25 protein-coding genes are annotated in these 25,952 nt (G+C 30.4%); 12 read left to right on the top strand and 13 right to left on the bottom strand.

What is annotated here, in order from left to right:
• Nucleotides 1-59 precede the first annotated feature (59 nt).
• The gene (locus VIM70_RS20980; protein WP_331947735.1) at nucleotides 60-1,019 is read left to right on the top strand and encodes a VCBS repeat-containing protein; all 960 of its coding nucleotides are present in this window, start codon (nucleotides 60-62) and stop codon (nucleotides 1,017-1,019) included.
• A gap of 293 nt (nucleotides 1,020-1,312) precedes the next feature.
• Nucleotides 1,313-1,690: a polymer-forming cytoskeletal protein gene (locus tag VIM70_RS20975; RefSeq protein WP_331947734.1), complete on the top strand. Its 378-nt coding sequence runs from the start codon at nucleotides 1,313-1,315 to the stop codon at nucleotides 1,688-1,690.
• A 95-nt stretch (nucleotides 1,691-1,785) separates the two neighbouring features.
• On the opposite strand, the gene VIM70_RS20970 is transcribed toward VIM70_RS20975, so the two are convergent.
• The 11 genes from VIM70_RS20970 to VIM70_RS20920 form a co-directional block, all read right to left on the bottom strand.
• Entirely contained in the window at nucleotides 1,786-2,775 is a 990-nt protein-coding gene (locus tag VIM70_RS20970) for a hypothetical protein (RefSeq protein ID WP_331947733.1), read from the bottom strand.
• A gap of 54 nt (nucleotides 2,776-2,829) precedes the next feature.
• Nucleotides 2,830-3,060: a hypothetical protein gene (locus tag VIM70_RS20965; RefSeq protein ID WP_331947732.1), complete on the bottom strand. Its 231-nt coding sequence runs from the start codon at nucleotides 3,058-3,060 to the stop codon at nucleotides 2,830-2,832.
• Between the two features lie 105 nt (nucleotides 3,061-3,165).
• The gene (locus VIM70_RS20960) at nucleotides 3,166-3,558 is read right to left on the bottom strand and encodes a hypothetical protein (RefSeq protein ID WP_331947731.1); all 393 of its coding nucleotides are present in this window, start codon (nucleotides 3,556-3,558) and stop codon (nucleotides 3,166-3,168) included.
• A 202-nt stretch (nucleotides 3,559-3,760) separates the two neighbouring features.
• Nucleotides 3,761-4,363 carry a ribosome biogenesis GTP-binding protein YihA/YsxC gene (yihA, locus tag VIM70_RS20955; RefSeq protein WP_331947730.1) on the bottom strand — a complete coding sequence of 201 codons (603 nt, stop codon included), beginning with the start codon at nucleotides 4,361-4,363 and terminating at the stop codon, nucleotides 3,761-3,763.
• The gene (gene lon, locus VIM70_RS20950; RefSeq protein WP_331947729.1) at nucleotides 4,344-6,731 is read right to left on the bottom strand and encodes an endopeptidase La; all 2,388 of its coding nucleotides are present in this window, start codon (nucleotides 6,729-6,731) and stop codon (nucleotides 4,344-4,346) included. The genes yihA and lon overlap by 20 nt, the downstream gene beginning before the upstream one ends.
• Before the next feature lie 232 nt (nucleotides 6,732-6,963).
• Nucleotides 6,964-8,646 (bottom strand): ATP-dependent protease LonB, encoded by a 1,683-nt coding sequence (lonB, locus tag VIM70_RS20945; protein ID WP_331947728.1) that lies wholly within the window; start codon nucleotides 8,644-8,646, stop codon nucleotides 6,964-6,966.
• 264 nt (nucleotides 8,647-8,910) lie between these two features.
• Nucleotides 8,911-10,203, bottom strand: a complete 1,293-nt coding sequence (gene clpX, locus VIM70_RS20940; protein WP_331947727.1) for an ATP-dependent Clp protease ATP-binding subunit ClpX — start codon at nucleotides 10,201-10,203, stop codon at nucleotides 8,911-8,913.
• A gap of 33 nt (nucleotides 10,204-10,236) precedes the next feature.
• Nucleotides 10,237-10,821, bottom strand: a complete 585-nt coding sequence (gene clpP, locus VIM70_RS20935; protein WP_331947726.1) for an ATP-dependent Clp endopeptidase proteolytic subunit ClpP — start codon at nucleotides 10,819-10,821, stop codon at nucleotides 10,237-10,239.
• Between the two features lie 218 nt (nucleotides 10,822-11,039).
• Nucleotides 11,040-12,332: a trigger factor gene (tig, locus tag VIM70_RS20930; protein WP_331947725.1), complete on the bottom strand. Its 1,293-nt coding sequence runs from the start codon at nucleotides 12,330-12,332 to the stop codon at nucleotides 11,040-11,042.
• 197 nt (nucleotides 12,333-12,529) lie between these two features.
• A complete protein-coding gene (locus VIM70_RS20925) occupies nucleotides 12,530-13,327 on the bottom strand; it encodes a sugar phosphate isomerase/epimerase (protein ID WP_331947724.1) in 798 nt (265 codons plus the stop codon).
• A gap of 16 nt (nucleotides 13,328-13,343) precedes the next feature.
• Complete coding sequence (locus VIM70_RS20920) at nucleotides 13,344-14,174, bottom strand: hypothetical protein (protein ID WP_331947723.1); 831 nt, start codon at nucleotides 14,172-14,174, stop codon at nucleotides 13,344-13,346.
• Nucleotides 14,175-14,714: 540 nt separating this feature from the next.
• Between VIM70_RS20920 and pflB the strand changes: the two genes are divergently transcribed.
• Complete coding sequence (gene pflB, locus VIM70_RS20915) at nucleotides 14,715-16,943, top strand: formate C-acetyltransferase (protein WP_331947722.1); 2,229 nt, start codon at nucleotides 14,715-14,717, stop codon at nucleotides 16,941-16,943.
• Between the two features lie 33 nt (nucleotides 16,944-16,976).
• On the top strand, nucleotides 16,977-17,702 hold the full coding sequence (gene pflA / locus VIM70_RS20910; RefSeq protein WP_331947721.1) for a pyruvate formate-lyase-activating protein: 726 nt from the start codon (nucleotides 16,977-16,979) through the stop codon (nucleotides 17,700-17,702).
• 633 nt (nucleotides 17,703-18,335) lie between these two features.
• On the opposite strand, the gene VIM70_RS20905 is transcribed toward pflA, so the two are convergent.
• Nucleotides 18,336-18,671, bottom strand: coding sequence for a hypothetical protein (locus VIM70_RS20905; RefSeq protein WP_331947720.1), 336 nt, complete (start codon nucleotides 18,669-18,671; stop codon nucleotides 18,336-18,338).
• Between the two features lie 300 nt (nucleotides 18,672-18,971).
• Between VIM70_RS20905 and VIM70_RS20900 the strand changes: the two genes are divergently transcribed.
• From VIM70_RS20900 to VIM70_RS20865, 8 genes are all read left to right on the top strand, one after another.
• Nucleotides 18,972-19,163: a helix-turn-helix transcriptional regulator gene (locus tag VIM70_RS20900; RefSeq protein WP_331947719.1), complete on the top strand. Its 192-nt coding sequence runs from the start codon at nucleotides 18,972-18,974 to the stop codon at nucleotides 19,161-19,163.
• 52 nt (nucleotides 19,164-19,215) lie between these two features.
• Nucleotides 19,216-19,617: an IS200/IS605 family transposase gene (gene tnpA / locus VIM70_RS20895; protein WP_331947718.1), complete on the top strand. Its 402-nt coding sequence runs from the start codon at nucleotides 19,216-19,218 to the stop codon at nucleotides 19,615-19,617.
• A gap of 18 nt (nucleotides 19,618-19,635) precedes the next feature.
• Entirely contained in the window at nucleotides 19,636-21,081 is a 1,446-nt protein-coding gene (locus VIM70_RS20890) for a transposase (RefSeq protein WP_331947717.1), read from the top strand.
• Between the two features lie 269 nt (nucleotides 21,082-21,350).
• Nucleotides 21,351-21,641, top strand: coding sequence for a hypothetical protein (locus VIM70_RS20885; RefSeq protein ID WP_331947716.1), 291 nt, complete (start codon nucleotides 21,351-21,353; stop codon nucleotides 21,639-21,641).
• A gap of 249 nt (nucleotides 21,642-21,890) precedes the next feature.
• Entirely contained in the window at nucleotides 21,891-22,724 is an 834-nt protein-coding gene (locus tag VIM70_RS20880; protein ID WP_331947715.1) for an AraC family transcriptional regulator, read from the top strand.
• A 72-nt stretch (nucleotides 22,725-22,796) separates the two neighbouring features.
• Nucleotides 22,797-23,993, top strand: a complete 1,197-nt coding sequence (locus VIM70_RS20875; RefSeq protein WP_331947714.1) for a multidrug efflux MFS transporter — start codon at nucleotides 22,797-22,799, stop codon at nucleotides 23,991-23,993.
• A 23-nt stretch (nucleotides 23,994-24,016) separates the two neighbouring features.
• A complete protein-coding gene (locus tag VIM70_RS20870; RefSeq protein WP_331947713.1) occupies nucleotides 24,017-24,664 on the top strand; it encodes an MBL fold metallo-hydrolase in 648 nt (215 codons plus the stop codon).
• Nucleotides 24,665-24,680: 16 nt separating this feature from the next.
• Nucleotides 24,681-25,076, top strand: coding sequence for an isochorismatase family protein (locus tag VIM70_RS20865; RefSeq protein ID WP_414648734.1), 396 nt, complete (start codon nucleotides 24,681-24,683; stop codon nucleotides 25,074-25,076).
• A gap of 166 nt (nucleotides 25,077-25,242) precedes the next feature.
• Here VIM70_RS20865 and pyrE read toward each other — a convergent pair whose 3' ends face one another.
• The gene (gene pyrE / locus VIM70_RS20860; RefSeq protein ID WP_331947712.1) at nucleotides 25,243-25,809 is read right to left on the bottom strand and encodes an orotate phosphoribosyltransferase; all 567 of its coding nucleotides are present in this window, start codon (nucleotides 25,807-25,809) and stop codon (nucleotides 25,243-25,245) included.
• Nucleotides 25,810-25,952: the final 143 nt, after the last annotated feature.

Genomic DNA, 25,952 nt, shown 5'->3' with positions numbered 1-25,952 from the left:
ATATAAAATAATTAAATATATATTTGTTACATATAATCTAAAGGGGGGGGGTGGAATATATGAAGTTACAAGTAATATTTTTAAAGAAGAAATTTATTTATTATGCTCTAGCTATTATTGTCTTTGCAACAACACTTACATTCTTCTTATTATTCAAAGAAAGTACAATAAGTACCTTTAGTATTGTCAATCAAAGCAAAGTTATGCAATCTGATCTAACTGGGGACGGAGTTAAGGATATTCTCTACATAAAAACAGAGAAGGATAAATATTCTATTCAAATAAATTCAGAAGATAAAAGCTATTACCTTGAGCCTTCTAAAAAAATCAACACCGTGGGTAACTATTCTGTGAATTGGCCAATGAGAATTACTTTAATGGACATATCTAGAAATAACATCCCTGAAATATTTACTCAAGCCTCTTTAGAGGATAAAGCCTCTACAGAGAATAAAGCTATTCAACATGCATTTTTTTGGGATGGTGAAAAATTTAATGATATACTTTGTAACACAAACAATATCTTAGGTTTTGTAGACAGTAAAAATAATAAAACGCCTAAAGTTATATCTGGGAATATTAAAGATGGAAAAGCAAATTTCACCAGTTATATTTTAATTAAAAATAGCTTAATGTCTTTCGACTATAATTACACTGATAATTATATGGGCAAAAATACCATTTCCGGTTTTATAAATCTCATGGCAAGTTTCCCAGTTGCAGAATTAAATATATCAAAAGAACTTTTCGCACCTGGTCTAAGTGGTAATGATATTTCACTATTAGGTGATTTATCTAACAAAAAAATTAGATTAAGTTTCCAGGATGGTGTTTTCAAAGACACTAATTGGGACAAAGAAGGCAATGCCACTCAAATCCTATGGACATTAAATTTTAAAGGAGGTAATACAGGCTCCCTAAATGAAGTACCAAACTATACTTTAGAATTAATTCTAGAACTTCTACCTAATGATGATAAAACTTCTACTTTTAAGATAAGCTCTTTAAGCATTAAATAAAAAAGCATTACCTTATTTACAATATTAGTATATCTTTTGTACAATTACAAAAGGGACCGTATTACCGGTCCCAAGGGGGATGGGGGGGGGTTATGCATAAAATAAATTATTTTATGCTAATGGAGATTTAAACTCCGATTACATTTATAATATTAACCTTTTCACTTTGTTTTATTCATTATAAAATATAATTTATAATAATATTTTATAAAATCATGACATTTCATAAAATCATTATCATTTTAAAATATATTTAAATTCAAAAATAATAATTTAATTGGAGGGGATTTTATATGTTTACTAACAAGGAAAAAGATATAAATAGAATTGAAACTTTAATTGGTCAACAATGTTATATAATTGGATCTTTGACTGGTAATGGACTTTTAAAAATAGATGGCTCTATTGACGGTGACTTAATTTGTGAAGATGATGTAATGTTGGGGGAAACCGGACATATAAAAGGTAACACAATTTGCAATAACGCATATATCAATGGAATAATTAATGGAAACATCTCTTGTAAAAATACTTTAACCATAGAAAGTTATGGTAAGGTGAGAGGTGACATCTCAGTAAAAAAATTATTAATTTCTGAAGGTGGAATTCTTGAAGGCAATTGTACAATGATAGGTCATGAACCACCTGAGATTGAAGATAATCCACTATAAATGATTAAAAAAACAAAACACATAAATTTAAAATTTATGTGTTTTTAAAAATGATATTATAACAAAACATCTAAGCTAACTTTTTTATAAAAATTTTATTGTTTAGCGTTATAATTTTCTTCTACAATTCTATTGAGAGTTTCAAGTTTTTTCTCATCTACTAGGTGAGCTAATATATATATTAGTTGTCCTTTATCCTTATCTTCTAATTCTTCCAAAACACTATGTGTGCTTTCTTTAGGACCAGTATGTTTAAATTCAACATCGTTATTTTCGAAAGAATTATTATTTTCAAATGAATTATTATTTGCCATTGCATTCATCATTTCAGTAAAATTTGAATTATTCAAATCTAAATTATTCAAATCTATCCCGGCTAACATATCAGAAATCTGGCTTAAATCTATACTACCCATACCCGAAAATATATTTGATAATATTTCAGTTTGACCGTCTTCGTTAGAACTTTCTAAATCATTATTTTCATTGAAGTTATTATTACTAACATTACTATTATTATTGGGAGTATTTTTTGTATTATTTGTATTTTTCTTTTTTGTACCATTTGAAGTTGCATTTGTATTCCCTTGCACGTTATTCCCTTGGCCACTTAAGCTACCCATTAAATTTGATAATATATTGTTGTCTTGCCCACCTAGACCACCGAGTAGATTTCCCAATATATTATTATCTTGCCCACCTAAACTTCCCATTAAAGTGCTTAATATATTATTGTCTTTACCACCTAAACTACCTAGCAAACTTCCCAAAATATTATTGTCCTTACCCCCTATCCCTGAGAGTAATCCTTGAATCATATTGTTGCCACCACCATTATTTCCTCCAAGAAAACCAGATAATAAAGCTACTAAAGGATTAGCATCATTTCCATTAAACATTTGTGCTAGTGCATTATTGTTAGAATTTCCATTTTCATTCCCATTACCATTATTATTGTTGTTATTATTATTATTGCTGTTGCCATTATTATTGTTGTAGTTTCCATTATTATTGCTATTACCATTGCTGTTATTGTTACTGACATTATTATTGTTATTTGTATCATGCTTATGATGTTTTGACAAATTTATCACCTCATTTATAAATGGGAGAGCATAAGCTCTCCCTGATTCTTTTAACTAATAACCTCCACAGCCGACTCCTGCAAGTGCTGGACGTCTACTACAGAAACAAAAACCTAGGAATAACAATATTAATAAGAAAGCGTTTTTGTTTTCAAGTAGGCATGTTCTTTGAAGTATAATTAATAATATTATTGCACAAATTGGATTTGTGCATAAGCTTCCAACTGGACTAACTGCTGCTACTATTGGTGCGTTTCCGCAACCACAACTTCTTTTTTTAGACATATAAAACTCCCCTTTCATGGGCCAAATTTTAATGTGTTACATTTTTCAGCTAAAGTTAAGAACATATTATTTATCTATTTGTGCATTTACAAGCAATTGTCAAAGTTATTCTTCGTCACAGTCTAAGTTAATAATATTGTTTGTGCATCCTTTTCCTCTGTTGTTACCAGTACCTACTAATAAGAGTATCAAGATTATTATCCAGATGCCACTGCCGCCGCCGCATCCGCCACCAAATCCACCTAAGCCAAATATGCCATTATTATTAGTTGGTCCACATCTACAAAGTTCTTTGCAGTGTTTCGGATCGCATCCGCAGACAGTGCCATTATCTACTCCTTGACCTTGACCGCAAAATATCAATAATAAAATTATGATCAAAACTATTGAGTTTCCTCCACCGAAGATGCCGTTGTTATTGTTGTCACAATCACAATCACATTTTTTATTATTTTTTTGTGATTCTGCTAATCCACTTAACAAGCTATTCATATCCATTTGATTTCCCCCCTCCTTTTAAATTATTTTTATCCGTTAAACTTGAAAACCTTTTTCTTTTGTTTCTAATATATACTATTCTTATAGAAATATATTGACACAGAATAATCAACAAAATAAAAAACAAAAAATAAAAAATAGACCTCACCACTTTGTTCGCTTTATATTAGCTTCACATTGTAATGTAGGTCTATAATTTTATTTATATCTTTGATTCTTCACTGTCAGTATCATTAAACATATTCTCTAGCAATTCTTTAACACCGGTTTTTTTGAGTGAAGATATATTGATAATCTCTTCAGACTCCTCTAGTGCAAAAGTTTCCCTTATTAGCTTATTATTTTTAACAAGCTCTGTTCTGTTTAACTTATCTTTTTTTGTTGCAACTATTACAACTTCATAACCAAAATGTTTAATCCACCCGTACATCAGAAGATCATCTTTAGTTGGCTTATGTCTACAATCCACGAGTAATGCTACCTTTTGGAGCTGAGGTCTACGTACTAAATAGTCCTCCATCATCTTACCCCATTTAGCTTGCTCGGATTTAGATACTTTAGCATATCCATAACCTGGCAAATCAACAAAATAAAAGCCATTGTTTATTAAAAAAAAGTTTATAAGTCTAGTTTTTCCAGGTGTACCACTAACTTTAACAAGCTTTCGTCTATTCGTTAAAGTATTTATTAAAGAAGACTTGCCTACATTGGATCTTCCAACAAAAGCATACTCTACTTTATTATCTGTGGGATACTGAGCAGGTTTCACTGCTGAAATTATGAATTCAGATTGTTTTATTTCCATTATTTATCTCTCCATCTAATTTATTTTCAAGAAATACATTTTCAAGAAATTTATTTTCTACTAATGCGTTTTCAAGTACATCTTCTACTTTACTTGCAATTATAAATTTTAGTTTATCCTTAATACTCTTTGGTATCTTTTGTATGTCTTTTTCATTCTCCCTAGGAATTATAATTGTATCAATTCCTGCTCTATAGGCAGCTAATGATTTTTCTTTTAGCCCGCCAATAGGTAGGACCCGTCCTGTAAGCGTAATCTCCCCTGTCATTGCTATGTTATGTCTTACCTTTCTGTTAGTTAAAGCAGATACCATCGCAGTTATCATAGTTACTCCCGCTGATGGACCATCTTTAGGCACCGCTCCCTCAGGTACATGAATATGAATATCTTTATTTTTATAAAAATCTTTATTAATATTATATTTGCTTGCATTAGCTCTAACATAACTGTATCCAGCTTTAGCTGATTCTTTCATAACATCTCCTAATTGGCCAGTAAGTTGAAGTTTACCAGTTCCCTCCATAGCACTTACCTCTACAGGTAAGGTAACCCCACCAACTTCAGTCCATGCTAGTCCAGTTACAACACCCACTTTATCTTCTTGTTCAGCTTTATCATAGGTATATAAAGCAGGCCCCAAGTATCTTTTAACATCAGTCATTGTAACATTAACATTTTCTTTATTTTTTTCTACCATTTCCGTTATAACTTTTCTAATAACAGAAGCGATTTGCCGTTCTAGACTTCTAACCCCTGATTCCCTAGTATAATTTTCGATAATACAACTTATTGAAGAATCAGAAAAAATTATTTTACTATCTTCCATATTATGTTCTTTTAACATTTTAGGAATAAGGTGGTTTTTAGCAATGTGAAATTTTTCTTCTGAAGTGTATCCCGATACCTCAATAACTTCCATTCTATCTAATAAAGGCCTTGGTATTGTATCTAATTTATTTGCGGTAGTTATAAACAGAACATTAGATAAATCAAAATCTAGTTCCAGGTAATGATCCCTAAAACTTGCATTTTGTTCACTATCCAAAACTTCTAAAAGTGCATCCGCAGGATCACCCTTAGAATCCCCACTCATTTTATCTATCTCATCTAATAGGAATAATGGATTTTTTGATCCAGCTTGTTTCATTGCATATATAATTCTACCTGGAATTGCACCCACGTAAGTTTTTCTATGTCCCCTTATTTCTGCCTCATCTTTTACTCCACCAAGTGACATTCTAACAAAGTTTCTATTTAATGCATTAGCAACAGACTTTGCTATAGATGTCTTTCCAACCCCTGGAGGCCCTACCAAACAAAGTATAGGTCCCTTTAGTGTTTTACTAATTTTTTTGACTGCTAAATATTCTATTATTCTTTCTTTAACATCCTCAAGACCATAATGTTCAGTATCAAAAACTTCCCTAGCCTTTTTAATATCAATATTATCTTTAGTCAACTTATTAAAAGGTAGAGCTAGTATCCAATCTAAATAAGCTCTTGATACTCCACTCTCTGCAGAATAATTTCCTGAGCTTTTTAATCTATTTAGTTCATATATTGCTTTTTCTTTAGCTTCTTTAGGAAGTTTCGCCTTTTTTATTTTAATTTCATATTCGGCTATTTCTCTCTTATTTTCGTCTTCTTCTCCTAATTCTTCTTGTATAGCTTTCATTTGTTCTCTTAAATAATATTCTTTTTGGATTTTATCAATTCTAACTTTTACTTTAGTTCCAATTTTCTTTTCTATTTTTAATACTGCAACCTCATTTTTTAATATGAATAACAATTTCTCAAGCCTTTTAGTAACTTCTAATATTTCAAGCAATTCTTGTTTTGTCTCTGGCTTTAATATTAAATATGAGCTTACAATATCACAATATCTTCCTGGCTCTTCTGTTTCTTCTAAACTAAATAAAGCATCCGGAAAATTATTAGCTGATAAATTTACGTATTCTTCAAAGGCTTTATCAATAATTCTAATGTATGCCTTACATTTCTTATCATCTACGCACTCTTCATCCTCAACAATTTCTACTTCCACCCTTACAAAAGGGTCCATATCTTTGTACTCCGAAATTCTTCCTCTTTTTATTCCTTCAACTAGTACCCTAATTGTATCTCCTGGTAACTTTAATATTTGTTTTACATTACAAATAGTACCAATGCTATATATATCCTTTTCTTCTGGTTCTTCGATTTTTGATTGTTTTTGTGAAACCAGAAAAATTTCTTGATTATTTAGCATTGCATCTTCTAATGCAAGTATAGATCTTTCTCTACCAACATCAAAATGCAACACCATATATGGAAATATATTCATACCTCTTAGCGGAATTAATGGAAGAAGTTGTGTGTTTTTATCCATTTTTCTCCCTCTTTTCTATATTATATTAATCGTCATTTATTAAGGTAAAATCAAGAATTCTAATTTTACCACGGACATTTTACAAAATAAAAATATTTATTCATTATATTTTTATAGTTTGACTACTATATTATACCTATAATATAGTTATATTTCAATACTTCGAAACTTAAAATAAATAAGGCAAGCCACTATAATTAAATAGGGATTACCTTTTTCAAATAAAAACATGTTATATTTTCAATGATTCAGCTGCTATAACATCTACATCTGGCTCAAATGTGACTGGAATTTTTTTAGGTAATTCCTTAAGTAATGCTTCGCGAATTACCTCACTAATATCTATTACTGGTATAATTTTAATGTTTTCAATGTTTTTAAAACTATCTTGCCAATTTTCCTTTGGAATAATAACCCTTGTGGCTCCTGCTTTTTTCGCAGCAGCAATTTTTGCATTGACCCCACCTATTGGCATTACCCTGCCATGTATTGATATCTCTCCTGTCATTGCAACCATGTTATCAACGGGTATTCCTTTTATCGCGCTGTAAATTGCAGTTGTTATGCTTACCCCAGCAGATGGACCATCAACTGGTGACCCGCCTGGAAAATTTACATGAATATCATAATCATCACAATCTATATTAAAATATTTCTCTAGGACTGTAATTACATTTTCTACTGAAGATCTCGCAGTACTTTTTCTTGTAAGTTTTTTATTTGCACTGCTTATTTCCTCTTCCTCAATAATTCCTGTAATCTTAAGAACACCTTTTCTAAGCTTTACTCTTTTAGCACTAGCTTCAATTTCCATTACTGCTCCTATATTAGCTCCGTAAACCGCTAACCCGTTTACATACCCAATCTGTGGTTTATCTGATATCCTAGACTCTAGCCTTGGCGAGTAATGCCCATTTTCTATAACCCATTCAATGTCTTCTATACTTACTTCATCTCTTTCATCATTAATTGCCATTCCACTAGCTAGCTGAATTAAATTGACTGTATCTCGTCCATTGCTAGAATATTTGCCTACAAGTTTTAATGCTTCATCACAAATTTTAAGACCTATTTTACTTATTGAGTTTTTAGCAATTTCTTGTAATTCCTCTGGAAGGAGTGCTCTAAAAAATATTTCTATGCACCTCGACCTTATTGCTGGCATTATTTCTTCTGGATTACGTGTTGTTGCTCCTATAAGCCTAAAATCGGCTGGAAGTCCTTCATCGAATACCTCTTTAATATAATTCGGCATGTTAGGATCTTCTTGGTTATAATATGCACTTTCTAAAAATACTTTTCTATCCTCGAGTACCTTAAGTAGCTTATTCATTTCTATGGGATGTAGCTCTCCTATTTCATCAATAAATAGAATTCCACCATGTGCTTTTGTAACTGCTCCTGGCTTTGGTTGTGGCACTCCCGCTACTCCCAAGGGTCCAGCCCCTTGATAAATCGGATCGTGGACTGACCCAATAAGAGGGTCTGCTATACCTCTCTCATCAAATCTAACAGTTGTTCCATCTATTTCTACAAACTTAGAGTATTCTTTAAAAGGAGATTTATCTCTTTTTTTAGCGTCTTCGAGCACTAATCTAGCCGCTGCTGTTTTTCCTATCCCAGGCGGGCCATAAATTATTACGTGTTGGGGGTTAGGACCACATATTGCAGCTTGTAATGCTTTGATTCCCTTTTCTTGCCCTATAACCTCTTCAAACCTTGTTGGTCTGCTTTTTTCTGTGAGTGGTTGCGTAAGTCTTATTTGCTTCATTTTTTTCAAATTTTCCATTTCTTTTTTATTTTCTTTATTTACAACCACCTTACTGCTTTGCTGATTTCTTAGTGCATTGAAAAAATATAATCCAATAACTATTGTAAAAAAAAGTTGTATACCCATAAAAAGTTTTGTTGTCATATTATTTAAAGTTTAATAATGAATATATTAAACTAATCCTCCCTTCACATATTGAATTTGCATATTTTAGTAAATAATGCATCATTTGATATTATGCACAAGTGAAGCTTAATATATTCTTTTTTTCCATATAATTATCATACTTTTTTATTTTTTTTAATCTTCAAAATTATAAACCTAAATTAATTTATCTATTTGGTTAAAATAGAAAAAAAGACAGATATAAAATCTGTCTTTCCCTATATTAATATTCTTAATTTACTACTAAGCTGTTTCTGGACCTTTTTTACTTATTATTTTTTTTGTAATCTTTAATTTCTCTCTTTTCCCACTTTCAGCCAAAACTAGTTGCGGAATTCTAGTTCTAATAGTTTCCTCGTTTACTATTACTTTAGATACTTCTTCATTTGATGGAATATCAAACATAATTTCTTTCATTGTATCTTCTATAATAGATCTTAGTCCCCTTGCTCCAGTTTTTCTTTTAATAGCTTCTTTAGCTATAGCTTTTAACGCTGCTTCTTCAAACTCTAATTCCACATTATCCATCTCAAACAATTTCTTATATTGTTTAATTAAAGCATTCTTAGGTTCACTAAGAATTTTAACTAATGCCTCTTCATCTAAAGCTTCAAGAGTAACAACTATTGGAAGCCTACCTACGAATTCTGGAATTAACCCAAATTTCAGTAAATCTCCTGGCATTATAGACTTTAATAATTCGCCTACATTTACTTCCTCTTTAGATCTTATTTCAGCTCCAAAACCAACAGACGTAGTCCTAGTTCTTTTTTCAATAATTTTGTCAAGTCCATCAAATGCTCCTCCACATATAAATAAAATATTTGCTGTGTTAATTTGAATAAACTCTTGGTGAGGATGTTTTCTTCCTCCTTGTGGTGGAACTGATGCTGTAGTTCCTTCAAGTATTTTAAGTAACGCCTGTTGAACACCTTCTCCAGATACATCCCTAGTTATTGAAGGATTTTCAGATTTTCTAGCTACCTTATCTATTTCATCTATATATATAATACCTTTTTCTGCCTTTTCTACATCATAGTCAGCATTTTGTATTAATTTGAGGAGAATGTTTTCTACATCTTCCCCTACATATCCAGCTTCAGTAAGTGTAGTGGCATCTGCAATAGCGAAAGGTACATTTAAATACTTTGCTAAGGTTTGAGCGAGTAGTGTCTTACCACAACCTGTAGGTCCAAGTAATAATATATTACTTTTTTGAAGTTCCACATCGCCTTCATTAACATTTGAATTTACTCTTTTGTAATGATTATATACAGCTACTGCCAATGATTTTTTAGCTGTATCTTGCCCTACAACATATTCATCTATATATTTTTTTATTTCTGCAGGTTTTGGAAGTGCCCCTAAATCTAGTTCAACATCTCCCTGAAATTCATCTACAATTATCTCTGAACATAATTCTATACACTCATCACAGATATAAACTCCTGGTCCAGCAATTAGTCTTCTCACTTGTTCTTGGGTTTTACCACAAAAGGAACATTTAAGTTGTTTTTTTTCATCAAACTTTGTCATATTTTCACCTCTATTATAGTAATTATTTTGTTGTTATTTCTTTTTAGTTAAAATATCATCTATTAATCCGTACTCTTTAGCTTCCTCTGCACTCATGAAATAATCTCTTTCAACATCATGTTGAATTTTTTCAATTGTTTGTCCAGTTCTTTCACTATATATTCTATTTAGTGTCTCTTTAGTTTTCATAATTCTTTTTGCATGGATATCAATATCAGTTGCCTGGCCTTGAAATCCACCTAAAGGCTGATGTATCAATATTTCACTATTAGGTAATGCAAATCTTTTCCCCTTTTCTCCAGCATTCAATAAGAAAGATCCCATAGATGCTGCCATGCCAATACAAATAGTTGAAACTTCTGGCTTTATATACTGCATTGTATCATAGATAGCCATACCTGCAGTAATTGATCCACCAGGACTATTTATATATAAATAAATGTCTTTGTCAGGATCTTCAGATTCTAAAAATAATAACTGAGCAACAATTAAACTGGCAGTGACATCATTAACCTCTTCTCCTAGAAAAATTATTCTCTCTTTTAATAATCTTGAATAAATATCATAAGATCTTTCTCCCCGATTAGTTTGTTCAACAACCATTGGCACCAAACTCATATAACTCACTCCTTTACTCTCTAATAATAATATTGTTTAAGTAGGTAATCTATTCCTTAATTCTATCCCAAGTAATTATTTTTTAATCATATAATTTTATCCTATATTCAAAATTAATTGCCAGAAAAATATCTGGCAATTAATTTCAGTATAAATTATGTTATAACTTTAGTGATATGAACTAATAATTTTATTAAAGATTATGCTTTTATTAAAAATTATGCAATAACTTTAGCACTGTCAACTAACATTTTTATTATTTTTTCATTTACAACGTCCACTTTTAAATATTGTTTTTGTGCTTCCATAATTAAATCTGCAGTTTTATCTATATCTTTATCTCCATATTGAGCAGCAACTTGTTTAGCTTTTGCAAGCATTTCTTCATCACTAGCTTCAATTTTTTCTATTTTTCCTATCTCTGTTATTACTAAATCAGTTTTAACTCTCTTTTCAGCTGATTCTTTCATAAATGATCTAACTTTTTCTTCAGTATTATTAGTGTATTGATAATATGATTCAAGATCTAAACCTTGTTGTTTTAATTTATTTTCTAAATCTTTTAACATTATATCAGTTTCTCTTTTTACCATAATTTCCGGAATATCCATTTCAACATTTGAACAAACTGCATCCATAACAGCTTCTTCAAATTCTTTCTTTTCTCTATCTACACTTGACAATTCAAGTGTTTTTCTAATGTTACCTCTTAATTCTTCTAAAGTATCGAATTCTGATACTTCTTTAGCGAATTCATCATCAATAGCTGGTAATTCCTTATCCTTCATACTTTTTATAGTTACATTAAAAGTTGCAAGTTTTCCGTTTAAGTCTTCTCTTCCATATGCTTCTGGGAAATTAACTTTAACTTCTTTAGTATCTCCAACTTTTAAACCAATTAATTGTTCTTCAAAAGTATCGATAAATGATCCTGAACCAATTTCAAGTTCAAAGTCTGTTCCTTCTCCGCCTTCAAATGGAGTTTCTTCAATAAATCCTTTGAAGTCTATAATTGCTATGTTACCCATTGCAACTACTCCATCAGCCTTTGTTTCAATTCTTGCATTTTTTTCTTGCATTCCTTTTAGTTGATTTTCAATTTCATCATCTGTTACACTATATTTAGTTTTCTTAGCTTCTACACCTTTGTATTCTCCAATTTTAACTTCAGGCACTACTGAAACTGACGCAGTATATACAAAATCTTTTCCTTCGCCTATTTCAATAACATCAATCTTAGGATAATCCAATGGGCTTATATCATACTGCTTTAAAGCTTCTGGATATGTATCATCACAGCAAAAATTTATAGCATCTTCAAAGAAGACACCTTCACCATACATTTTCTTTATTATATTCATTGGAGCTTTACCTTTTCTGAATCCAGGTATATTTATAGTTTTTGAGTTTTTAGTACAAGATTTTTTAAGAGATTTACCAAATCTTTCAGCTTCTACTGTTATTTCTAATTTAATAATATTTTTTTCTAATTTTTCCATTTTAATGTTCATTATATTACTCCTCCTAATGTTCACACATGCTTATTACCTTAAATATTATAACATAACTTTTAAGGTATTTACAAATATTATCAAGCATATTTGCTTAAATAGTCTAATACTTATGATTATAACCAAAGCTTATATAATTTACAAGTAATTTTGATCAAACAATAACCTAAATATGTTATCTCTACAAAACTAATTTATTATTCCAAACTATCCTTAAATATTTTTAAAAGAAAATCCTTAGAATTTGTAAGTTCCTGATACTTCAAATAATTATTACTATAAACCTCTATTATCCCTTTTCCACTATAGTTGACCTTCTTAAGGTAATTTAATATATCTTCATAAATCAAACTTCCTTTTCCAGGTAATAGGCAAGGGGATTTTTCATCTCTATCATTAATATGAAGGTTTACTAAACTACTGCCCATAACATTTATATATTTTTCTATAGGGACATTGGCTTTACATGCTTGTTTCAGATCTAATGTATAATATATTGGGTACTTACAGGAATCAGATAAAAGATTTAAAAATTTTAAATTCGACGACATACACCAAGATACATTCTCCTGTGCCAATTTAATACCAGACTCTGACGCAATATACAAAAGTTCATTATATATGTCTATTATAAATTTAGTGTCAATCTCACTAAATTCTGCAAGGCGCATACCATGAAATGTATAACAGCTTGCACCTAAAATTTTTGCTGCCCTGCAAACTTTTTTAAAATGATTTAACATGTCGCTACGTCTTCTGTCATATTTATCAAAAAGATATGGTTCAAAAGAACCTGCAAATGCATGAACTGAATTTATATTGAATTTATAAAACTCTTTTTTTTCTAAAAGAATTTTTAAAAAATCTTCCTCATATTCACTAACTGTATTTAAAAATATTTCACCATGATTAAATCCTAACCCTTTCATCTTTTCTATGCTGTTTTCAGTGTGCAAATTAGGATAAAAGCAGGCTGAAGATAGTCCTATATCCATTACTTTACCTCTTTCCCTATTTGGTTACCTCACCCGATGAGGTTACTTCACCTAAAGAATTTACATACACGCTGTTACCATCTATATTTGCCTCTAGCCCCTTAGGAGTTATACTTTTAAAAGTTATATTTGTACCAGATGCTGGTTTTGCCTGCATATGAACATTACTTTTCAAATTTATCTTCCATATATATTGCTCCGACTTTTCATTCATCCAAGGCAATTCACTAACATATGCAATGTTATCTTCATCAATAAACTTAGGATTAATGGACCAAATGTAATTTGGACTAACCTTAAGCTTATCCTGCTTTGAAAAATTTTCATTTTTACTGGATGTATGTACTTTTTTTGTGATATCTTTACTGATTTTGTTTACATCAAAGTATAGTAAATCCTGAGTGCTTTTGCTCTGCATTACTATTGCTTTTTTACTTGGGCTTATATCATATAATATATCTTTATTGCTTATTACACCCTTTATGTTTTTTTCTCCTGCTACTACATTATATTCAACACTGATTTTTTTCCCATCAGGCATTGTTGCAAGAAGGGTCCCACCTTTTGCATTTGCTTTTAAATCAGCCTCTGCTTTTAATGCTGCTTTTGCTTTTGCTTTTAAAGCTACCGTTGCCTGTAGATCTTTGGGATTCTCAGTATTTGTTTGCCCTTTAACAACTTCTTTCGTTTCTTTATTGTCTTTTGATTTACTTAATAAACCATTAAAATTTGTGGTTAAAAATATACTTAAACCTATTATAGGTACAATAATCATTAATATTATTATTCTTTTTCTTCTTTTGACTTCTTTATCATAATTTTTGCTAAACATGCTCGGTTTTTTCATCAAATCTACCTCCAATAATTAATACTCTGTTACTGCCAAATCATTCTCCATACGGATTTCCTGTTAGTTAGCAGCATCATATTTAGTATACCTTATTATATATAAAAATAACATGGTTTTTTGGAGATGTTTTATCTTTTATAGGTTTTTATCTTCATAATATGTAGTCTCTAAACTATCTCTATTTTCATAAAATATGATCAAACTGAATTCAGCATCTAAACTTATGCAAATTATCCAAATTTTAAATAGTTAAACCTCTCATCTTCTTATAAAATAATATAATTCAGAGTTGTTTCACTTTATAATGGCTCTGTTATTGTTTTGTTTAAATATATATATCGCCTATAAACCGTTTGTTTTCAACATATTAACAATTATTGTAATATTCTTAATTTTATTTATTTTAAAAAATGCTTGTACTGTTTCACTTTTAATATTATAATAAATATATTGGTAGATTCAATCTAATTAACTATAAAACAAAATAATAAATTTAGAAAATATGAATAAATTGATATATTATAAGGAGGAACAAAAATGTTTAAACAATGGAATAGTTTTAAAGGCGATATGTGGAAAGATCAAATAGATGTAAAAGACTTTATTCAAAAAAATTATACACTATATGAAGGTGATGATAGTTTTTTAGCAGGAAAAACTGATAAAACTACTAAAGTTTGGGATAAAGCCAACTCACTTATTATAGAAGAGATTAAAAAAGGTATTATCGATGTAGAAACTAATGAAATTGCGGGAATTGATAATTTTGCACCTGGATATATAGATAAAGAAAATGAAGTGATTGTTGGATTACAAACAGATGCTCCATTAAAAAGAATAGTAAACCCATTTGGTGGATTTAGAATGGTAGAGCAATCACTAGAAGAATATGGTTACAAGTTAAACAAAGATATAAAAGAATTTTTCCCTAAATATAGAAAAACCCATAACGAAGGAGTTTTTGATGCATACACCGATGCTACGAAAGTTGCAAGAAATGTAGGATTATTAACAGGACTTCCAGATGCTTATGGTCGAGGTCGCGTAATAGGAGATTATAGACGAATAGCACTTTATGGATTAGATTTTCTAGTAGATCAAAAGAAAAAAGATTTAAAAGAATTTACAGGGCATGCAACAGACGATTTAATAAGACATAGAGAAGAATTAAGTATGCAAATAAGGGCTCTTGGTCAAATAAAAAGTATGGCTTTAAAATACGGTATCGATCTTTCAAAACCATCTACTAGTGCATGCGAGGCTGTACAAGCTGTTTACCTTGGATACCTTGCAGGAATAAAAGAAAATAATGGAGCTGCAATGTCTCTTGGACGTACTACTACTTTTTTAGATATTTATTTTGAGAAAGACTTAGAAGCAGGAATAATTACTGAAGATGAAGCTCAAGAGATTATTGATCAATTCGTAATTAAGCTTAGAATGGCAAGACATCTTAGAACACCTGAGTACAATGAATTATTTGGTGGAGATCCAAATTGGGTAACTGAATCAATAGGTGGCGTTGCTATCAACGGCAAGCCAATGGTAACTAAAACTTCATTTAGATTCCTTCATACATTAACAAACCTAGGATCGGCGCCAGAACCTAACATGACAGTGCTTTGGTCAGAAAAATTACCAGAAACCTTTAAAAAATACTGTGCTAAAATGTCAATTGAAACTGATGCATTACAGTATGAAAATGATGATATAATGAGACCAATTTATGGAGATGATTACGGCATTGCATGCTGCGTATCTGCTATGGAAATCGGAAAGAGAATGCAATTCTTTGGAGCACGTGCTAACCTTGCAAAATCATTATTACTATCTATTAATGGTGGAATCGATGAATTAAAAGGCAAGCTTGTAGTTCCTGGCATCGATGCGATAACTGATGATATTCTTGACTACAAAACAGTTAGAAAAATGTACTCAAAGGTTTTGGCATATGTTGCTGATATGTATGTAAATACAATGAACACTATACATTATATGCATGATAAATACGCTTATGAAGCAGGTCAACTTGCCCTTCATGATACTGATTTAAAATACTTCATGGCTTTTGGAGTAGCCGGACTTTCTGTTGCAGCTGACTCCCTAAGTGCTATAAAATTTGCTAAGGTATCTCCAATAAGAAATGAAAAAGGTATAACTGTTGATTTTAAAACTGAAGGAGATTTCCCTAAATACGGAAACGACGATGATAGAGTTGATGATTTAGCTGTTGAACTTATTAAAGAATTCAGTGATGATCTTAAATTACATCCTGCATATAAGGGCGCAGAGCATACTCTATCAGCACTTACTATTACTTCTAATGTAGTTTATGGCAAGAAGACAGGTTCAACTCCTGATGGAAGGAAACAAGGTATACCCCTTGCCCCCGGAGCAAACCCAACTCAAGGTCATGATGAGAACGGAGCACTCGCATCATTAAACTCAGTTGCTAAGATTCCTTATAGGACTTATTGCCAAGATGGAGTTTCAAATACTTTTTCAATAATCCCCGTTGCACTTGGAATAGATGAACCTACAAGAATAAACAATTTAGTTTTCCTAATAGATGGGTATTTTGCACAAAGTGCACATCACTTAAATGTAAATGTTCTAAATAGAGAAGTTTTAATTGATGCTATGTATAATCCAGATAAATACCCAACACTCACAATAAGGGTTTCAGGATATGCTGTTCATTTTAATAGGTTATCAAAAGAACAACAGCTCGAAGTTATAAGCAGAACTTTTCATAAAAAAATCTAATTAAATTTTTATCAATGTGAAGGAGGAGTATATATGGCAAAAGGTAAAATTCATTCTATAGAGAGCATGGGACTTGTTGATGGTCCTGGAATAAGAGTAGTAATTTTTTTTCAAGGTTGCAAATTAAGATGTGCCTATTGCCATAACCCCGACACTTGGATGCTAAGTGGTGGAATAGAAATGACACCAAATGAAATTCTTGAAAAAATTGTTAGATTCAAACCATATTTTAATAGATCTTCTGGTGGAGTCACTTTCTCTGGTGGTGACCCACTACTTCAACCACAATTTCTGCTTGAATGTTTAAAATTATGTAAGCAAAATGGCATTCATACCGCCATTGATACTGCTGGTTTTGGTGATGGTAATTATGATGAGATATTAAAATATACAGATCTAGTGCTTTTAGATATAAAACAAACAACTGGTAAAGGTTATGTTGCATTAACCGGAAAAGATGCAACAGATGTTAATACATTTTTAGAAGCATTAAGGAAATCTAAATCTAGAGTTTGGGTAAGACATGTTGTTGTACCAGGAATTACAGATTCTATAGAGCATATAACTAAACTTGCTAAAATCATTAGTGATGAAGTACCAAATGTTGATAAAGTAGAACTTCTTTCCTATCATGTTCTAGGTGTTACTAAATATGAAGCTCTGGGTATTCCCTATAAGTTAAAAGGGGTAGAACCGATGGATAAAGACAAAACTAATGAACTTCAAACACTAATAAATAAATTAGTAAATATCAAATAGCATAGTGCAATCCATATGAACTTTCTCCTGCATTACTTGCAAACGGGCTCAAAGCTGGAAATTCAATTAACAAATTCTAATCCTTTGCTCATATAAAATTCTCTGACGCTTACACTCGACGTCCTGTCTCGGGTTCGCTAGCCTGACCTCCTGTCAGGCTCACGAGAATTTTATATTCGCAAAAGAAGAATTTATAAATCGAATTTCAATAGTTTTTTCGCCTCTTATTTCAAGTCACTTCCGGAGAAAGTTCATATTATTATACATATCTATATTTTTGATAAAGACTTTTGTGCTTTGGTGGAACAAAGTCGAAGGACGTAAAACCATGATAAATCTCAATAATTCACACCCAAAATTCTTTTAGCCGGTAGGCTGCAAATGTAGTACCTATGTTTTGAATGTAATATTCGTTAAACAAAAATTTCTAAATGAATTTTCAATTCTTTCTGCTTTTCTTATTTCAAAACACGAAGTTCAAAGTCACTTCCGGAGAAAGTTCATATTATTATGTATATCTATATTTATGGTAGAGACTTTTGCGCTTTGGTGGAACAAAGTCGAAGAACGTAAAAAGATGATAAATCTCAATAATCCTCACCCAAAATTCTTTTAGCCGGAAGGCTGTTGGGTTTATATGTTTCTTTCTTTGCTTGGCTTTTTAGTATATTTAAATTGAATAAACAATCTCATTATGCCTCTTAAAACAATTATTGATATGAAATACAAACCCATATACCTTTCCGAAATCACCTTTACAAACACTAAAAAACCGAATAAAAAAAACAAAAATCCTACTATTAAAGAATTAATTTTGTATGCTGTCATAAATCTCTTTTTATTTTCAATTTTAGTATCTGTGGTTAAAGCATATTTAAGCATATCGAAATTTATTTCCGTTCTCGTCATTCCATACAAGATAGTGCAAGAGCCTACTATTATACTAATTATTACAAATATATTATTCATAATTCTAACACTCCCTCTTAGTTTATAATTATAAAAAATCCACAAGTGATATTTCTAATCGTTTAAACAAGGTATTTATATTCATAACAAACTATTTAACACAAATATTGTAAATATATTGTATCATATAAAAATAATACCCACAATATTTACGAAAATAGCCTTAATATTTATGATAACAATGTGGATAATGTATTTGCCAACATGTCGATAAATGAAATCAAAGGTATTAGTGAACGAATTAAAGCAACTACAGGTTGCTTTTAGAAACACTGGGTTGGTTTGGCTTTTCATTGTGGAATGGTACAATTAAACCATAAAGCAGAAAGGACTGATAGAATGAAAACAGGGGATAAAATAGCCAAGGCAAGAAAAAATGTCAATTTGACACAAGACCAATTAGCTGAAGTTTTAGGTGTTACAAGGTCTATGCGGAAAGCCCACTCCTTTAGGTGTGGGATGAATAGCATAACAAACAAAAACCATATTTAATATTGTGTATAAATATAGTATAAACATACATGAATTGTGACATAATAAGACTATGGAAAATAAATATAGAACTACTAAAACAACGGTATCTTTAATTAATTATCATTTTATATTTTGTCCACGATATAGAAGGAAAATATTCTTAATACCTAATGTAGAAGAAAGATTTAAACATATGGTAAAATATATATGCGACGAGATAGATGTTGAGATTATTGCAATTGAATGTGATAAAGACCATACACATATGTTTTTAAATTGTCTGCCAACATTAAGTCCTTCGGATATTATGCAGAAAATAAAAAGTGTAACAAGCAATGTTTTGAGAGGCGAGTTCTTAGAATTAAATAAGATGCCTAGCCTATGGACTAGAAACTATTTTATATCGACTGCGGGAAATGTAAGTAGTGAAACAATAAAGATGTATGTAGAAAATCAAAAAACAAGATATTAAAAAAGTGAGGTGAATATTGTGTCAAATTATACTTTAACACTAAAATTAGATATAAAAATATATCAAGAAGATATATTAAACAAAAGATTAGAAATAAGTAGAAATATCTATAATAGTTGTTTAGGCGAATTATATAAAAGATATTATCATATGAAAGAATCTAAAGAATATATGAAAGTAATTAAGATGATAAAATGTAGAGAGCGAAATAAAAAGTTCGTTGAATTAAATGAAAAATATGGTTTAACAGAATATTCACTCCATAAATATGTTAAAACTATTCAAAAACATTTTAAAGACAATATAGATAGTTTCACTACACAAAAAATTGCTACAAGATGCTTTGGTGCATTCCAAAAATTAATGTTGCATCAATCTAATCGGGTGTATTTTAAAAAATATGGTGAAATGAACAGTGTTGAAGGAAAATCAAATGAAACGGGTATTAGGTTCATAGGTAACAAATTAAAATGGAATAGACTAGATATAAATGTTGTTATAAATAAAAATGATGAGTATATACAAATATCTTTGTTAAATAAAATTAAATATTGTAGAATAGTTAGAAAGTTTGTTCGTGGTAAATATAAATATTATGTTCAATTAATATTAGAAGGGATTCCACCTATTAAATATAACAGAGAAACAGGGGGAGTTAGGAATAGCACAGGTGAAGGCAATGTCGGAATTGATATTGGAACTAAAACTATAGCTATTAGTAGTAAGAACGAAGTTAAATTATTAGAGTTATGCCCAGAAGTTGAAAATATACAATCCAGAAAAATATTATTGCAAAGAAAATTAGATAGACAAAGACATTCTAATAATCCTAACAACTATAATGAAAATGGAACAATTAAAAATGGAATTAAACTAATTTGGATAAAATCTAAGAAATATATTAAGTCGCAAAACGAGCTAAGAGAAATTCAAAGAAAACAAACTTGCATAAGAAAGCAAAGTCATGAAAAATTAGCTAATTATATAATTTCTTTAGGAAACAGGATATTAGTAGAAACAATGAACTATAAAGGACTCCAATCAAGAGCAAAAGAAACTACTATTAATAAAAATGGTAAATTCAATAAAAAGAAGAGATTTGGAAAGAGTTTAGCAAATAAGGCACCGAGTATGCTTTTGACTATATTAGATAACAAACTAAAATGGCATAATACAGAATTATTTAAAGTAAACACATGGAAAGTAAAAGCAAGTCAATACAATCATATAGAAGATAAACATATTAAAAAAGAATTGTCAGAAAGATGGAATGAATTTAAAGGGTTTAAGATACAACGAGATTGTTATAGTAGCTTTTTAATAATGAATATCAAAGATAACTTAGAAGAAATAAATAAAAATTTATGTTTAAAAGAATTTAATAATTTTAAAGCACTATATGATAAAGAGATAAAAAGAATACAAAATAGTAATAATAAAACAATATTAAGCATGGGAATATAAAATTAAATAAGATAAAAAAGGTTTTGATATGAGCCTTATACTATCGTTAATTTGTCCATTGGGATAATTGATAGTGGAAGTTTTAGAGAAGTTAATTAGTACTTGTATGTTGTAATTTATTAGATTTTAATAAATGAGAGTATGGGAGAAGTTAATCTACCTAAGAACCCCATGGCTTTGGGCGTGGGAGTATCAGAAGGCAGACTATTTCTAAATGGGAATCTGATTTAGCTTTCCCAGAAACTGCGAAAATAGCAAGATTAGCTGAAGTGCTAAAGATAAGTTGTGATTATCTATTGAAGGATGATAAGTCGATAATAACTGAAGTACCTATGCAGAGAGCAAATAGTTATGTTGATGAATGGACTAAACTTTACCCAATTCTTGGAGAATATCAAATAACTGTAGATCGCAATAAATATCATAGAATATTTACTGCGATGATCAAAGAGATGATGACAACCTATAATTATTCTTCAGAAGATGCAGTTTTAGTTCTCAAGGATTTAATGTATAAAACATATTTAGAGATTCAGAAACAAGAAAGGCAGAAGATTTAATATAATTTTCTGCCTTTTTTGTTATTTATTTTGTATGATTAGATTAATACAAATAATTTATATCTAAAAAATCTCTATAACATTATATAAATCAATAGAGGAAATAAGCAAAATGATCTTCTGTAATTTAAATCAAACAAACCTAATGGTAAAATATATATACTAGTTAGAAATAGAAACTAATTCACTTAATTAAAATGGAAAGAGCGTATTTATTTTTGGGCTTTATCTTAAAATTTGGAGGGAAATATGAATATAAACAACTTATTTTTTCAACTTCATTATTGCAATAGTAGGCAACCGAGCGATGTATTGAAATTTTCAAATAGAACTATTAATAGAACAATTCAGCATCATGAACTCATTTTTATTACTGGAGGTAAGGGACATATTATACTTCAACATAAAAGATATGAGTTTAAAGAAGGTACGCTGTTATACATTTGCCCTAATGCACAATTTTCTATAAAATCAGACGCTGAGGAGTCTCTTTATGGTTTGACAGTACATTTTAGTTATGCAACGGTGGGATTTAATAGTGACAAATGGGATATTACAAAGAATAATGATACATTATCTCTAGATTTCGTGCAAATATTAAAAGATTACTATCAAATTAATGATACATTTAAAAAATTGGTTGAAGGTTGGGATGCTAAATTGCCCGGTTATGAGTTTATTACGAAGACTTTACTTCAACAATTATTATTTGAAATCTTTCAAAATATAAAAAACAATAACACGAATTATTCAACATCCTTAAAAGTTGAAAGAGTTATAGAATACATGCGATGCAATATAGATAATAAACTGACTCTTTCAGATTTATCTAAGCTAGTGCAACTGTCATCAGCATATTTATCCAGAGCTTTTAAAGAAACTACAGGCTATTCTGTAATTGAGTTTTTTAATAAGATAAAAGTTGATAAAGCCAAAGAACTAATTATCGAAGGTGATAAAAATATAAAAGAAATAGCACAAGTACTTGGATTTACTGACGAATTTTACTTTAGCAGGATATTTAAAAAAATTGAGGGTACCAGTCCTTCAAAATTTTATATCAAAAATGTCCATGGATATTAAAATAGTACATGGAATCATCTTCTTTTCAAGATTATAATTAGTTCATAATTATAAATTAGGAGGAAGATACTATTGGAGATATGGAAAAAAAATCTAATTGTTTGTTGGTTTGGTATATTTGTAGCAAGTATAGGAATGAGTCAGATTGCCCCTGTGTTGCCACTCTATATAAAACATCTTGGAATTACAAATACAGCTTCAATTGCACAATTATCAGGACTTGCTTTTGGTGTTACCTATATAATTTGTGCGATTTTTTCACCAATATGGGGTTACGCGGCAGACAAGTATGGAAGAAAACCTATGATTTTACGTGCAAGCCTTGGAATGGCTATTGTAATAGGAAGTATGGGTTTTGCACAAAATGTATATCAACTGATTGGATTAAGATTATTACAGGGTGCTATAACTGGTTATGGCACAGCATGTACTACATTGATTGCAACTCAGACGGATAAGGAACACGCCGGAGAGGCTTTAGGTACACTTTCAACAGCAAGTGTTGCGGGTTCTTTGCTTGGACCAATGATTGGAGGTTATATAGCAGAGAATTTTGGTTTTCAACCTGTATTTTTTATAACAGGTGCATTGCTACTGATTTCATTTATTACAACCGCTTTATTTGTAAAGGAATCTTTTACTCGTGAACATAAAAAGACGCTTAGTTTCAAGGAGACATGGAGTAGTGTCCCTGAAAAGAGTTTGACTATTACCATGTTTGTAACCTTTTTTGTATTAGCAGTGGCATTATATAGCGTAGAACCCATCATAACAGTATATATTACGCAATTATCCGGTAATACGAGCCATATTGCGCTGCTCGCTGGATTGGCATTCTCAGCATCTGGGCTGGCAAATATAATCGCAGCTCCAAGACTAGGAAGACTTTCTGATAAAATTGGAACACATAAGGTTATGTTAGTCGCACTTATAATGGCAGGAATCATTTTTATACCACAAGCCTTTGTAAAAAATCCTTGGCAGTTAATGGGACTTCGCTTTTTATTAGGACTCACTACGGCTGGTTTAACGCCCTCTGTTAGTATCTTAATCAAGAAAATTACACCAAATTCTCTTACAGGAAAAGTTTTTGGTTTTAACATGGCAGCAGGGTATTTAGGCGTATTTGTAGGTGCAGTTTTAGGCGGGCAAGTGGCAGCGTACTTTGGAATAAGATCTGTGTTTTTTATCACAAGTGCATTGTTATTTATAAATGCAGTATGGGTTTATTTTAAGGTTTATAAGAAACTAAATGTTTTACAAAATTAAAGAAAATAAAGGAGTAATGTAAGATGATAATTAAATGGTTTGGTCAATCATGTTTTATGATAACGTCTGAGAATGGAACAAAAGTACTAACAGATCCATTTAAAAAAATGTTAGGTTATAAATTGCCTCAAATTGATGCTAATATAGTATCTGTAAGTCATAATCATAGTGATCATAATAATATAAACGCGGTCAAATCTAACTTTGTATGCATAAATGAACTAGGTATTTTTTCAAAAGATGGAATAGAGATAAAAGGAGTGGAAACATTTCATGATAAAGTCTCAGGATCTAAGAGAGGGAAAAACACAGTATATAACTTTAAAATTGATGGAATAAATATTTGTCATTGCGGTGATCTAGGACATATTTTAAATTCCAAACAGATAGAAGAAATAGGAAGCGTGGACATACTACTTCTTCCTATTGGCGGATCAGCCACAATTAATGCTTTTGATGCTACTCAAGTAATGAAACAGCTAAACCCAACAATTGTTATCCCTATGCATTACAGAACAAAGGCATTAGGGCTACCAGGTTATTTGTTGTTTGGAACGGTTGATAAATTTATTTCGGTTTCAGGGTTAAAAGAAAAAGAGTATGAGAAACTGGAACTAAATAAAACAAATATAAAAGATTATTCAGGGATTGTTATCCTTAAATATAATTAAGATTCACCTTTGAGAGTTGGAGATACCCTTAAACGCAAAAAACGCAATATATTACTACGAGCTAATGATTTTAGATGAAATATCACCTAATAGCAATGAAGTAATCTTTGAAAAGCAGTATAATAGTGCTTTTCATAAAACTGATTTAAAGGAATATTTAGATAGCAAGAATATAGATACAATCATTTTGGTTGGACTTCAAACAGAATATTGTATTGACGCTACTTGCAAAAGTGCTTTTAATTATGAGTATAAAATAATTATGCCAGAAGAAACGAATACAACTTTCGATAATGAGTATCTATCTGGCGAAAAACTTTATGAGTTTTATAACTATAAGATTTGGAATAAACATTTTGCTGATGTTATATCAGTTGAGGAAGTTATAAAAATTTTAGAAAATAATTTTTAAATCAGTTATTGATTCGTAATCTTCATATATTGTACACCAATCGTAAATCTATGATATCTTTTTTCTTAGATGATGCTAACAGAAGTATATATTGCGTAGAATGCAACGTGAGCGCATTTTAGCAATATATACTTCTCGTTATAGCATCCTCTAAGAAAAAATCATCTTATTTAATATTTCTACTACCAGGTTTTATGTATGGTGTTCCCACTTTACATAATGGGCATTCTGCTGGATCAAAACTTTCTATGTTTAACTTTATAGCGCTGTATATAGGATAATCTATAGTGCTGCTTCCTCTGTCTACTATGCAACATATTCCAATTACTTCTGCACCTAATTCTTTTAAAACCTTAATAGTTTCTAAGGAAGATTTCCCTGTAGTTACTACATCTTCTGTAATTAAAACTTTTTGACCCTTAGTAATTTCAAATCCACGTCTAAGTTCCATCTTACCATCTACTCTTTCAGTAAATATAGCAGGCTTTCCAGTTTGTCTTCCCATTTCATAAGCTACTATTACTCCACCCATAGCAGGTCCAACAACTATGTCGAAATCTATATCTTTAATTTTATCAGTTACTAAACTTAAAACCTTCGCTGCCTTGTCTGGATACTGAAGTAATTTTGCACATTGGCAATATCTATTACTATGTCTTCCTGAAGATAACAGAAAGTGTCCCTCTAAAAGTGCACCTGATTCTTTTAATATATCTAAAACATTAATATTCATAATATCTCCTCCTTGTATAATCTAATTATAAGTTTGATAAGAAACCACCCCTAAATAATACGAATAATTTCTTACTTATCTTTGTTAATGTTAATGTTAATCTTTATTTTTATTAATTTCTAAATCTCACACCTATCTTTGCT

This window comes from Clostridium sp. (assembly GCF_036569345.1).
GTDB lineage: Bacteria > Bacillota > Clostridia > Clostridiales > Clostridiaceae > Clostridium_AD.
The sequence above is the reverse complement of the archived record's forward strand: the minus strand, read 5'-3'. Positions and strand labels throughout refer to the sequence as shown.

Coding starts and splice junctions, on each gene's coding strand:
- VIM70_RS20980 (WP_331947735.1), top strand. CDS start 60: ATGAAGTTACAAGTAATATTTTTAAAGAAGAAATTTATTTATTATGCT.
- VIM70_RS20975 (WP_331947734.1), top strand. CDS start 1,313: ATGTTTACTAACAAGGAAAAAGATATAAATAGAATTGAAACTTTAATT.
- VIM70_RS20965 (WP_331947732.1), bottom strand. CDS start 3,060: ATGTCTAAAAAAAGAAGTTGTGGTTGCGGAAACGCACCAATAGTAGCA.
- VIM70_RS20960 (WP_331947731.1), bottom strand. CDS start 3,558: ATGGATATGAATAGCTTGTTAAGTGGATTAGCAGAATCACAAAAAAAT.
- yihA (WP_331947730.1), bottom strand. CDS start 4,363: ATGGAAATAAAACAATCTGAATTCATAATTTCAGCAGTGAAACCTGCT.
- lon (WP_331947729.1), bottom strand. CDS start 6,731: ATGGATAAAAACACACAACTTCTTCCATTAATTCCGCTAAGAGGTATG.
- lonB (WP_331947728.1), bottom strand. CDS start 8,646: ATGACAACAAAACTTTTTATGGGTATACAACTTTTTTTTACAATAGTT.
- clpX (WP_331947727.1), bottom strand. CDS start 10,203: ATGACAAAGTTTGATGAAAAAAAACAACTTAAATGTTCCTTTTGTGGT.
- clpP (WP_331947726.1), bottom strand. CDS start 10,821: ATGAGTTTGGTGCCAATGGTTGTTGAACAAACTAATCGGGGAGAAAGA.
- tig (WP_331947725.1), bottom strand. CDS start 12,332: ATGAACATTAAAATGGAAAAATTAGAAAAAAATATTATTAAATTAGAA.
- VIM70_RS20925 (WP_331947724.1), bottom strand. CDS start 13,327: ATGGATATAGGACTATCTTCAGCCTGCTTTTATCCTAATTTGCACACT.
- VIM70_RS20920 (WP_331947723.1), bottom strand. CDS start 14,174: ATGAAAAAACCGAGCATGTTTAGCAAAAATTATGATAAAGAAGTCAAA.
- pflB (WP_331947722.1), top strand. CDS start 14,715: ATGTTTAAACAATGGAATAGTTTTAAAGGCGATATGTGGAAAGATCAA.
- pflA (WP_331947721.1), top strand. CDS start 16,977: ATGGCAAAAGGTAAAATTCATTCTATAGAGAGCATGGGACTTGTTGAT.
- VIM70_RS20905 (WP_331947720.1), bottom strand. CDS start 18,671: ATGAATAATATATTTGTAATAATTAGTATAATAGTAGGCTCTTGCACT.
- VIM70_RS20900 (WP_331947719.1), top strand. CDS start 18,972: ATGGTACAATTAAACCATAAAGCAGAAAGGACTGATAGAATGAAAACA.
- tnpA (WP_331947718.1), top strand. CDS start 19,216: ATGGAAAATAAATATAGAACTACTAAAACAACGGTATCTTTAATTAAT.
- VIM70_RS20880 (WP_331947715.1), top strand. CDS start 21,891: ATGAATATAAACAACTTATTTTTTCAACTTCATTATTGCAATAGTAGG.
- VIM70_RS20870 (WP_331947713.1), top strand. CDS start 24,017: ATGATAATTAAATGGTTTGGTCAATCATGTTTTATGATAACGTCTGAG.
- pyrE (WP_331947712.1), bottom strand. CDS start 25,809: ATGAATATTAATGTTTTAGATATATTAAAAGAATCAGGTGCACTTTTA.